Source organism: Streptomyces sp. GDS52 (assembly GCF_052246875.1).
GTDB lineage: Bacteria > Actinomycetota > Actinomycetes > Streptomycetales > Streptomycetaceae > Streptomyces > Streptomyces cathayae.
On the sequence record NZ_JBQQCR010000002.1, the window covers coordinates 292,913 to 305,272 of the forward strand.

General features: G+C 75.1%; 1 protein-coding gene. It reads left to right on the plus strand.

The features are described 5' to 3' along the window. Positions 1 to 133: 133 nt before the first annotated feature. Entirely contained in the window at positions 134 to 12,343 is a 12,210-nt protein-coding gene (locus ACTWJ9_RS31820) for an amino acid adenylation domain-containing protein (RefSeq protein WP_443296077.1), read from the plus strand. The last annotated feature ends 17 nt before the right edge of the window (positions 12,344 to 12,360 follow it).

Consider the following 12,360-nt stretch of genomic DNA (forward strand, 5'->3'; position numbering starts at 1 on the left):
ACGCCGGAGGTACGCCCCGCGAAAGGCGGCACCGGCAAAAGCAACCTGTCCCGGTTCTCGACCGTCCCACACAACGCATGCCGCACCCCACCGCTTGCCCCACCGCTTGCCTCACCGACGAACGAACGGACAGATGAACGCCGAGACGCTGCTGGACGTCCTGCTCGATGCCGCCCACCGGTCCCCCGACCAGGTGATCGTCCATGTCCGGGGGGAGGGCGGCGAGGTGGCCGTCACCTTCCGGGAACTGGTGGACCGGGCGCTGCGCGTCGCGGGCGGTCTGCGTGCGGCACATGTCGCGCCGGGCACCTGTGTTCCGGTGCTCGCGGAGGACGGCGCGGACTTCCAGCCCCTGTTCTGGGGCGTGCTCGCGGCCGGTTCGGTACCGGTGCCACTGGCGCCGGACGTGCGGCGGGTCCGGCCGGTGTGGGAGCACCTCGGCCGGCCCCCGGTCGTCGTGGACGCGGCCTGCGCTCCGGTGGCCGCCGAACTCCCCGACGGCGCCGAGGTCCTGCGGCTGGACGCACTGCGCGCGTGCCCGCCCCTGGCCACTCCCGCCGAAGTCTCCCCGGACGGACTGGCCTTCCTGCAGTTCTCGTCGGGCAGCACGGGTGCGCCCAAGGGCGTGGAGCTGACCCACACGGCCGTCCTGGCGAACCTGCGGCAGCTGACCGGGGCCTCCGCCCTCACGGAACACGACGTGGTGGTCAGCTGGATGCCGTACTTCCACGACATGGGCCTGATCGGCACCCATCTGGCACCGCTGGCCGCGCGGGCCAAGCAGGTGAAGATCGGTCCTCTGTCGTTCGCGAAGAATCCCCGGCTGTGGTTCGACGTGGCCGCCGCGCATCGCGCCACGATCCTGTCGGCGGCCAACTTCGCGCTGGCCCTGACCCTCCGCCGGGTTCCCGCCGAGGTGTTCGCCGGGCTGGACCTGAGCGCGGTGCGGCTGATCCTGGTGGGGGCCGAACCGATATCGGCGACGGTGTGGCGGGACTTCACCGCCAGGACCCGGGCGGCGGGGCTGGATCCGCGGGCGGCGACGCCGGTGTACGGGCTGGCCGAGGCGACGTTGGCCGTCGCGTTCCCGCCGCTGGGCGAGGTGGCCGTGCCGGTGGCCGTGGAGCGCGCCGCGCTCAGCCGGGGCCGTGTGGTGGAACGGGAACCCGGCGGTGACGCCGTGGAGTTGATGGATGTCGGCGTACCGGTGCCGGGGTGCTCGGTGCGTGTCACCGACGGCGGGGGCCGGGTGCTGGGCGACCGGCGGGTGGGGCACATCGAGGTGAGCGGTCCGCAGATCGCACGCGGCTACCACGGGCTGCCGGACGCGACGGAGCAGGCTTTTGCGGACGGCTGGCTGCGCACCGGGGACCTGGGCTTCCTCCGGGACGGCCGGCTGTGCGTCAGCGGCCGGCACAAGGACGTCCTGTTCGTCAGCGGCCGTACGTTCCACGCCCCGGACCTGGAGGAGGTGGCGGCGGGTACGGCGGGGGTGCCGGCCGGTACGACGGTGGTGGTCGGGTCGACCGACCCGGTGAGCGGTGGGGAGCGGGTGGTGGTGTTCGTCGCCTGGGCGCGACCGCCGCGCACCGCGTCCGAGGTGCTGGACCGGGTCGCGCGCCGGGTCCGCGCGGCGCTGGGCCACGACGACGTACGGGTGCTCGCGCTGCCGCCGTCCGCCTTCCCCCGGACGACGAGCGGAAAGGTGCGGCGGCAGCTCATGCGTTCCCGGTTCGAGGCGGGGACGTACCGGCCGTCGGCGCGCTCCGGTGCGGCGTCCGGCGGTCCGGTGGAACGGCCGCGGCCGTCGTCCGCGGGGCCGGGGACGGTGCCCCGTTCCCGTGGGGAGGTCCGGCGTGCGGTGCGTGAGGCGTGGGCCGGGGTCCTGGGGCTGCCGCAGGCGTCGTTCGGGGACCGGGAGCGGTTCGCCGAGCTGGGCGGTACCTCGATCAGGGCCATGGAGGTGCTGGCCGGGCTGGAACGGTTCCTCGGTGTCGCTCTGGGGCCGGCGGTGATGCGCAACGACACGGTCGCCACGCTCACCGACCACCTCATGGGCGTCGTCGGGACGGCTGCCGGGGAGGGCACGCCCGCGCCGGGGGAGGCGGTCGCCTCGGCGGCGTACGGGCAGGAGGGCGTGCCCGCCGCGGGCCGTGCGGACGGCGTGTCCGCGACCGCCGTGGTGGGTCTGGCCTGCCGGTTTCCCGGGGCCGACACGCCGGAGGAGTTCTGGGACCTGCTCACCGACGGGCGCGACGCCGTGTCCGCGGTGCCTCCGGGCCGCTGGAGCGCGGACGGCCGCACGGGAGCGGGGCGGCCGGCACGTCGGGGGGCCTTCCTCGACGACCCCGCCGCCTTCGACGCCGGCCACTTCGGCATCGGCGACGAGGAGGCGCGCACGCTGGATCCGCAGGCGCGTGTCTTCCTCGAACTCGCCCACGAGGCGCTGGAACGCGCCGGTTACGCGGGGGCCCGGCGGCGGGGCCTGCGGACCGGGGTCTTCGCCGCCGTCGGCGACAGCGGTTACCGGCAGCTTCTCGCCGAGGCGGGCCCCGCGGGCGCTCCTGCGGACGCGACGGCCCTGACCGGCAATCTCCCCAACCTGGTCGCCGCGCGCGTGGCGCACTGCCTCGACCTGGACGGCCCGGCGCTGGCCGTGGACACGGCGTGCTCCTCGGGCCTGGTGGCGCTGCACCTGGCCCGGCGCAGTCTCGCGGACGGCGAGTGCGACGTGGCGGTCGTCGGCGGGGTCAACCTGCACCTCACCCCCTCCGCGCACCAGGCTCTGGAAGCGGCCAAGGCCCTGTCACCGACCGGGCGCAGCCGTGCCTTCAGCACCGCGGCCGACGGGTTCGTACCGGGTGAGGGCGGCGCGGTCCTCGTCCTGCGGCGCCTCGAGGAGGCCCGGCGGGACGACGACGTGGTCCTGGCCCTCGTACGCGGTACCGCGGTGAACAACGACGGTACGTCGCTGAGTCTGATGGCACCCAACCCGCTGCGGCAGCGCGAGGTGATCGGCCGGGCCTACGCGCACTGCGGTGTCGACCCGGCGTCGGTCTCGTACGTCGAGGCCCACGGGACGGGCACCGCCGTGGGGGATCCGATCGAACTGCGGTCCCTCGCCCATGCCTTCCCGGCCCGCCCGGACGGCCGGCCCCGGCTGCTCGGCTCGGTGAAGACCAACGTCGGGCACCTGCTGAACGCGGCGGCTCTGCCCTCCCTGGTGAAGGTGGTCCTGGCCCTCGGGCACGGGCGGCTGCCGGCCTCCCTGCATCACGCACCGGTCTCCCCCGCGGTCGAGCGGTCCGGGTTCGCCCTGGTCACCGAGGTGACGGCCTGGGAGTCGTCCGGGCCGCGCAGGGCGGGGATCAACGCCTTCGGTTTCGGCGGCACCAACGCGCACGCCGTACTGGAGCAGGCTCCGCCCTCCTGTGCCCTGCCGCCGGGCGGGGACGTCCGCGGCCCGAACCTGCTCACCCTGTCGGCGGGCAGTGCCGCCGGGCTCGACGCGTGGACGGCGCGGGTCTCGGAGCGGTTGCGCGACCGCCCGGAGTTCACGGAGGGCGATGTCTGCCTGACGGCGGGCGCCGCACGCGACGAACGGCCGCACCGGCTCGCCGTCGTGGCCGACGGCGACCTGCGGGAGCGGCTCGCCTCGGTGCGCGCCGCCGACGGGGCGCCCGTGCCGGGCGCGGTCGCCGGGACGGTGACGCACCGGCCCCGGACCGTTTTCGTCCTGCCCGGTCAGGGCGGCCTTCGACCGGGGCAGGGCCGGGAGTTGTACGACACGGCGCCTGTGTACCGTACGACGCTCGACGAGGCGTCGGCGCTGGTGGGAGCCGTGCACGGGCGGGAGCTGACGGCCTGGTGCGTCGACGGCGGAGCCGATGCCTCCTCGCTGGCCGCGACCGAGGTGGCGCAGCCGCTGCTGGTGGCGCACGGCGTCGCGCTCGCCCGGCAGTTGGCGGCCTGGGGGGTGCGGCCCGACGCGGTGGTCGGGCACAGCGTCGGTGAACTGGCGGCCGCCTGTGTCGGCGGCATGCTGTCGTTGTCCGAGGTGGTGCTGTTCGCCGCGGAACGAGGGCGGCTGATGGGCGGATCGACCGCCCCGGGCGCCATGGCGGCGGTGCGGGGGGCCGACGAACGGGCGGTGGAGGACCTGGTGGCGGCCTCCCCCGGTGACCTCGCGGTGGCGGCGTACAACGGTCCCGGCCGACTGGTGGTCTCCGGCACCCCCGAGGCGGTGCGGCAGGCGTCGGAGCTGCTCACCGCGCGGGGCGCGACGGTCCGTGCGCTGCGGGTGCCGCGCGCCTTCCACTCGCCGCTGATGGCACCGGTCGCGCACGCGGTGAGCGATGCGGCGCGCAGGCTGCTGAAGCCCTCGGCGCCCGCGCTCGCGGTGATGAGTACGCTCACCGCCCAGTGGCAGCCGCGCCTGGACCCGGACCACCTGCGCGAACACGCGCTGCGGCCGGTCCTGTTCGGCCGGGCCGTGGACCGTCTGCTGGACGAGGGCTACGACACGTTCGTGGAACTCGGCCCGGGGGAGGGCCTCGCGGGTCCCCTCCGTGCGGTGGCCGCCCGCCGGAGGCACCTCGGCGGCGCCCATGACGGCAGTCCTGGCGACCGTCATGACGGCACTCATGACGGTGCCCTTGTGCTGTCCGCCCCCGCGCAGCCGTCCGGCACCGGGTCCGCGCCGGGCGGGGCGCGGGAGTTGATGGAGACGGTGGCGCGGCTGTGGGTGCGCGGGGTGCCGCTGGACCGTACGGCGCTCGACGCGGGCCACCGCAGGGTGCAGCTGCCGCCGTACCCGTACCGGCGGCGCAGGTACTGGCCCGAACCCGATGCACGCGGATTGCTGCACCACATCGGCTGGCGGCCCGCGCCGCTGACCGGCGACGGTCTTCCCGGCCCCGTGCTGGTGACCGGGGCGGACCCGGTGGCGGTGCGCCGCCTGGTGGACGGGTTCGCCGCCGTCGGAGTGCGGGCCGGCACGGCCGACGACGGTGAGGTCCGTCCGCAGACGGTGCTCCTCCTCGGTGGGCCGGCCCGGCCGCACCCGGCGGAGGGCCTCGAAGGGGACCTGCGGCAGGCCGTCACGGCGGTCCAGGACGCCCTCACCCTGCTCGACCGGACCGGAGCCCGCCGCCTGCTGGTCGTGACCGAGGACGCGCACGTCACCGGGCACGGTGTGGAGCACGCGGTGCCGGGGCGGGCGGTCCTGGGCGGTCTGGCACTGGCCGTACCGGAGGAGTCGGCCGGGGTGGTCGCGAACTGGGTCGACCTCTCGTCCCACGACTCACCGGGCCTCCCCGACTCCCCCGGTGACGAGGGGCTGCTGCGGGATCTGGTCACCGAGTTGACGGCGCCGCAGGCGGCGGGGGCCGTGGCCTGGAGGGGAGGGCGGCGTCTCGTACGGTCCGTCGTGCCGGGAGGCACCGACGCGGAGAGCCCGGTGGAAGGGTCCGGCAGGCCGGTCGGCGAGGACCGGCTGCCGGTCGACGGTGCGTACCTCGTCACGGGGGGTGCCGGAGGCATCGGGTCCGCGCTGGCCCGGGACCTGGCGGGCCGGGGCCGGCCGGTCCTGGTGCTGGCGGGGCGGTCCCCGAACCCGCCCTCGGGTCTGCTGAAGCAACTCACCGGCCTCGGTGCCGACGCACGCTATGTCATGGCCGACCTCACGGCACCCGACGACGTGGAGCGCCTCGTTCGCGGGCTGCCGCCGCTGGATGCCGTGTTCCACGCGGCGGGCGTGGTACGGCCCGGCAGCCTGCGCGGGGCGGACGTGCGGGAGACGGTGGAGGCGCTGGGGGCGAAGACCCTGGGCACGGTCCTGCTGGCCGGTGCGCTGCAGCGGCACGGGCAGCGTCCGGGGGTGTGTGTCGCGTTCTCGTCGGTCTCGTCGGTCCTGCCGGGCCTGGCCGGCGCGCTGGGCGGTTACGCGGCGGCCAACGCCTTCCTCGACTCCTTCGCCGGGGCGGAGCGCCTGGCGGGCCGGCCCTGGCTGTCGGTGAACCTGGGTCCGTTCGCCGAGACGGGCCTCGCGGCCGCCGCGGGCCTCGGAGCACGCGACGGTGCCGGGGGCCGCACGGCCGGCGCGGGCGGTGGAGGCCGGCCCCTGGCCACCGCGCCCGCGCTCGCGGCGTTGCGCACGGCGTGCGGCGCCGACGCCGCTCAGCTGGTCCTCGCCGACCTGACCTCGGCGCCGACGCCACGGTCTGCCGTAGTGCCGCGGCGTCCCGCGCGGCCCACGGCCGTCGAGCGGTCCGGCGGTCCGGACGAGGCCGGCGGGCGCCGGCCCTCGGTGCCGTCGGACACCGCTGTCGTGCTGCGGGAACTGCTGGCGCAGTCGCTCGGTGTCCCGGCGTCCGCCGTCGACGACGACACGCCGTTCCTGCGACTCGGCCTGGACTCGCTGGGCGCCGTCGACCTGGTCAAGCGGCTGGAGCGGAGGCTGGGACGGCACCTGCCCACCACGCTCTTCTTCGAGTACCGGACGGTGCGTGAACTCGCCGCCCACCTGGAGGAGCACACCGGCGGGCCCTCCGTACCGGCCATGAACGAGCCCGGGGCGGGTGAGGGGTCCGGTGCCGGTGCCGGGAACAAGCTGTCCTTCGCCCTGACGCCCGTGCAACTCGCGCTGTACACCAGCAGCAGGCTGCACCCGGACGTTCCGGCGCGGGGTCATCTGCGCCTGACGGTCCGCGGCCCGCTCGACACCGACCTGCTCGGCCGGGCGCTGGCGGCCCTGGCCGAACGGCACGGCATGCTGCGGCTGCGGGTGGACGACGTGCGTGAACCCGCCGGGCTGCCGACGCAGCGCACGGTGCCGCCGGTGCCGCTGTCGGACTGGTACGAGGTGCGCGACTGCGCCGCCGACGAGGTGGACGCCGCCGAAACGGCCGTGTGCAACCAGCCGTTCGACCTGGCGGCGCTGCCACCGATCCGGGCCGTGCTGCTCCGTCGGGAGCCGGCGCTCGCCCATCTGCTGCTGGTGGTGCACCACGTGGCGGCGGACGGCTACAGCCTGAACTTCCTCGCCGAGGAACTGTGGAACACGTACACCGCTCTGTGCCGCGGAGACCGTCCGCAACAGGATCTCCCAGCACCGGACTTCGCGCGGTACGCGTCGAGTCTGCCGCCGTCCGACTCCGCTGAGCGGCGTGCCGACCGGCGCTACTGGTCCGAGCGCCTCGCCGCACGGGGCGAACCGCTGCGGCTGCCGTACGACAGTGATCCCGACGCGCTCGTGTCCGGCCCGTCCGGCCCGATCGTGCAGCACTACGGCGGGCTCGACGCGGAACTCACCGCCGGTCTGGAACAGTTGGCCGCCGCGCACGGTGTCTCCCTGTTCCATCTGCTGCTCGCCACGTATGTGCGCTGCCTGGCCCGGTGGTCGAAGGGCCGGGACGTCGCCGTGAACGTGGCCAGGGCCCGTCGCGAGGACCGCTTCGAGGGGGTGGACCGGCTGGTCGGCCCGCTCGCCGACACCCTCCCCCTGCTGTGCCGGACGGCCGACGACGAGGGGGTTCTGCCCCTGGCGGAGCGGTTGCGCCGGATCTGGCTGCAGAGTGAACGGCACGCGGGGCTGAGCAGTCTGGACCTGGCCGCACTGCTTCCCGGCGCCGCGCCCGGCGCCGGAGCCGGCCCCCGGACGGTGAGCCCGGCGGGCTTCAGCTTCGCCCGTTTCCCGGTGGGCACGGCCGCGGGCTGCCCGGTGGAGGTACGGGCGACCGCGGCCGGCACCGGGTCGGCCGCTACCCGGCTGAGTCTGCTGTGCTGGGCGGACGGCCCACTCCTTCGCTGGTCATGGAACTTCCCTGAGCCGCTGTTCCGGCGGGCCACCGTGGCACGACTGGACCGGGAGTTCCGCGCCGAACTGGCCGCGGTGCTGGGCACACGGCCGTCGCCCGGCTCGACGACACCGTCGCCGGATGCCGGCGCCGTCCGCCCGGTGCCGTCCCCCGCGCCGGCTTCGCTGGTCGCGCGGCTGCTCGACCGGTTCCGGGAGCAGCCCGACGCGGTCGCGGTGGACACCACCGCCACCGTGGACGCCGCGGGTGCGTCGCTCAGCTACGGAGCGCTCGATCGCGCCTCCGCTCTGCTCGCCGCGCGCCTGCGCGCCCTCGGCGTACGCCCGGGTGATCTGGTGGGCCTGCTCACCGAGCCGGGTGCCGACACCGTCGTCGGCGTGGTGGGCATCCTGCGCGCCGGGGCCGGCTGGGTCCCGCTCGACCCGGAGCATCCCGTCGCACGCCTGACCGGCCAACTGGTCCGCACGGGCGCCACCACCGTGGTGTGCCACGCCGCCACCCGGCAGACCGCCGACGTCCTCACGGCCGTACGGGCGGTTCCCGTCCTCGGGGACGCACCGGTGGACGGCGGCGTTCCGGTGACCGCGCCGGAGCCCCCTGCCGCTCCTGCCGCGCCGCCCGGTGCCGAGGCGATCGCGTATGTCATCTTCACCTCCGGTTCCACGGGACGGCCCAAGGCGGTACCGATCACTCACCGGGCGATGGAGAACTACCTCGACTGGGCCGTCGCCGCCTTCGGGTACCGTGCCGGCGACCGCCTCGCACAGACCGCGTCGCTCTGCTTCGACGCCTCGGTGCGCCAGTTGCTCGCCCCCCTCCTGGTCGGCGGCACCGTGGTGACGGTGGAGCGGTCCTCGCTGCGGGATCCCGAACTGCTGCTCACGCAGATGGAGCGGGCACGGGTGACCGTGTGGAGTTCCGTGCCGACGCTGTGGGAGCAGTTGCTGACCGCCGCCGAGGCGAGGGCCCGGAGCGGGGCGGGCCTGCCGGACCTGACCGCGCTGCGGTGGGTCCATGTCGGCGGGGAGGTGCTGCCCGTGGACCATGTGCGCCGCTGGTTCGACCTGTTCGGGACCGGCGCGCGCATCGCCAATCTGTACGGGCCCACCGAGTCGACCGTCAACGCCACCTGCCACGTCATCGACTCCCGCCCCGGCGACGAGGTGCGGCAGCTGCCGATCGGACGCCCTGTGGCCGGCACCGACCTGGAGGTGGTCCGCGCCGACGGCACCCCCTGCGAGCCGGACGAGCCGGGGGAACTGCTCATCGCGGGCACCGGTCTGACCCCCGGTTACCTGGGCGAACCGGAGCTGACCGGGCGGGCGTTCACCCTGCGGGCGGGGAGGCGCTGGTACCGCAGCGGAGACCGGGTACGCCGGTCGGCCGACGGCACCGTGGACTTCCTCGGCCGGATCGACGACCAGGTGAAGATCCGTGGGCACCGGGTGGAGCCGGGAGAGGTCGAGGCGGCGCTCCAGGGCTGTCCCGGCGTCGCACGGGCGGCGGTGATCGCGCAGGAGGGGCAGCTGCTCGCCTTCGTCACCCCCGGGTCCGCGGCGGACCGGCCGGACACCCGGGAGGTGCGCCGGTATCTGGCCGGTCTCCTGCCCTCGTACATGCTCCCGGCCCGGATCACCTGCCTTGACACACTGCCCCTCACCGGCACCGGCAAGGTCGACCGCCTCGCACTGGCCGGTCCGGCCCCTGGCTCCGGCGCGACGGCGGTCCAGGACGGTTCCCCCGCAGGTTCGGCGTTGCCGGACGGTGGCGGGACTCCCCCGGCCACCGTGACCGAACGGCGCATGGCGGAGATCTGGTCCGACGTGCTTCAGGTGGCCTCGGTACGCCGGGAGGACGACTTCTTCGACCTGGGCGGTGACTCGCTGCTCGTCCTGAGGGTGTTCTCCCGGCTCGCGGAGCTGCAGGCGCCGCTGCCCCGGCCGACCGTGATCTACCGTCACCGCACCCTCGCGGCACTCTCCGCGGCCGTCGACGCGGTCGACGACGCGGTCGACGACGCGGTCGACGCCGATGCGGTGAAGCCGTGTTCCGCTTCCCCTTCCCCTTCCCTTCCCCTTTCCCCGGCCGCGGACGACCGCACGGCCCCGTTCCCCGTCACGCCCGGTCAACGCGGTTTCCTGCTCGCGGAGGAGCTCTCGCCGGGCGGTGGTACCTGGCTGGCGCGGCTTCGGCTGTCCGGACCGCTGGACCCCGATGCCTTCCAGGCCGCGGTCGACCTGCTGGTGGAGCGTCACGGCATGCTGCGCACCGTCTTCCCGGCCGGTACTCGGCCGCCCGTGCAGCAGGAACTGCCGCCGTCGCTGCGTCTGCCGGTCGCCTTCACGACGGTCGCGACCCCGGCCGAAGTGGACGAACGGGCCGCCGCCGAGGCGGCACGGTGCCTCGAACCCTGGGCCTGGCCGCTGGTGCGGCTTCAGGTGCTGAGCCTGGCCCCACAGGAGCACGTCCTGCTGGTGCACGCGCACCATGTCATCGGCGACGGATACAGTGCGGCGTTGCTGACGCAGGAACTGACCGAGGTGTACGACCGGCTGACCGGCGGCAGCTCCACGCCCCCGCTCCCGCCGCTGCGCGGCGACTTCCGTGACCACGTCCGGTCCTCGACGCAGGCCGGGCACCAGGCCGGTGTCGCCGGGCGGGCCCGGGAGCGACGCCGGGCCCGGGTGTGCGCCCCGTACCGGCCGCCGGTGCTGCGGACCGCCGTCGGCGGAAACGGCGAGGAGGAGCAGACCGGGGCCCACCGCGACATCGTGTTCCGCTCCGCGGAGTTCACCCTCAAAGCCTCCCCGACGGCGGCACTGCGGGCGCTCGCCGCACGCGCGCGGACCACCCTCTACGCGCCGTTGCTGACCGCCTACTACCAGGAGCTCGCGGCGCTGACCGGCCGACCGGACCTGATCGTGGGGCTGGCGGTGAGCGGCCGGGACGGAACGCTGCCCGACGCGCACCGGGTCTTCGGCCCGTTCGCCACGGCCGTACCCGTACGGCCGGCCTCCGAGGGGCCCCTTTCCGAAGGGGACTTCGGCGGTGCGCTCCGCCGTGTCGCGGCGGAGGCGGAGGAGGCACGCACCCATGAGGACGTGCTCCCCCGGAGCGCCGACGGGCTTCCCCTGACCTCGCAGTTCTTCTTCACCTTCCTCGACTTCTCCGCGCTGGCCCCCGCGGACGGCAAAACGCTGCGCTTGTCGTGGGAGTCGGGCGACAGTACGTTCCTGCCACCCGCCGCCACGACGGACGTGTTCATGGCGGTACGGCCCGAGACGGACGGGGTGCGGGTCACGGTCCGGGGCTCGGCTGCGGCGTTCCCACCAGGCACGCTCGACCGTTTCGCCGACGCGGTGCGCCGGCGTCTCACCCGGGCCGCGTCGGGTGGCCGTCATGGACCCGGAACCCGGGACACCATGGACGCGGCCCTGGTCGGCTACTTGCCCGCTCCCGGCCATCTGGCGCGCCTGGCGGGTCTGCCCGGGGCGGCACTGCCGCGGGCCGAGCTGCGCGACCTGCTGTTCCCCGACGGCGCCCCGCGTCTGCTGGAGACGGTCCGTACGCCACTGGGCCGGTCCGGTTTCGTCTGCGTTCCGCTCTTCGCCGACGAACTCGCGGCGGGCAGCGGGCTGGTGGGGCACACCACCCGTGCCGTGTCGCTCGCCGCCGCACAGGGAGCGCGCTGTGTGTCCCTGGCGGGGATGATTCCGTCGCTGACCGGATACGGCTTCGACGTACTGCGGTCCGGGAGCCATCCGGCGGCCGTGACGACGGGGCACGCGGCGACGGTGGTGGCGGTGGTCAGGACGGTGCACGCGGCGCTCGAGGCCACGGGCCGGAATCTCTCGGATCTCGACGTGGCGTTCGCCGGGCTGGGTTCGATCGGTGCCTCCTCCCTGGAACTGCTGCTGTCCCTGGCCGCCCGGCCTCCCCGGCGTCTGCTGCTGTGCGACGTGCGGGGCAGCGGACCACGACTGGCCGCGCTGGGACGGCGGTTGCAAGAACGTGGGCTGGCCGGTGCGGGCGGCGTCGAGGTGGCGGAGTCGGAGCGGGTGCTGCCGGACGCGGTCCACGGTGCGGACCTGCTGGTGACGGCGGTGAGCGGCGCCACCGCGGTGCTCGACGTCGGCCGGCTGCGGCCGGGGGCCATCGTGGTCGACGACTCCTTCCCGCACTGCTTCGACACCGAGCGGGCCCTTACCCGTATGCGGGAACACGAGGACGTGCTGGTGCTGGGCGGCGGGCTGCTGCATGTCGGCCGCACCGACCGGCAGGTCGCCGAGGACCTGCCGGCCGTGGCGGCGGCCGGCTATCTCGCTCAGCCCTGGATCGAGGGCACCCTGGCGTCCTGCCGTGCCGAGTCCCTGCTGCACGCGGCCGGTCAGGAACTGCCGCTGGTGCACGGCCTGGTGGACGCCGGGGTGTCCCTGGCCTACTGGGAGGCCGTGGAACGGGCCGGGGTGTCGGCCGCCCCGCTGCATCTGCTCGGTCACACCGTCGGCGGCGCTCCGGCGGTGTGACCGAAGGGACCTGCGCG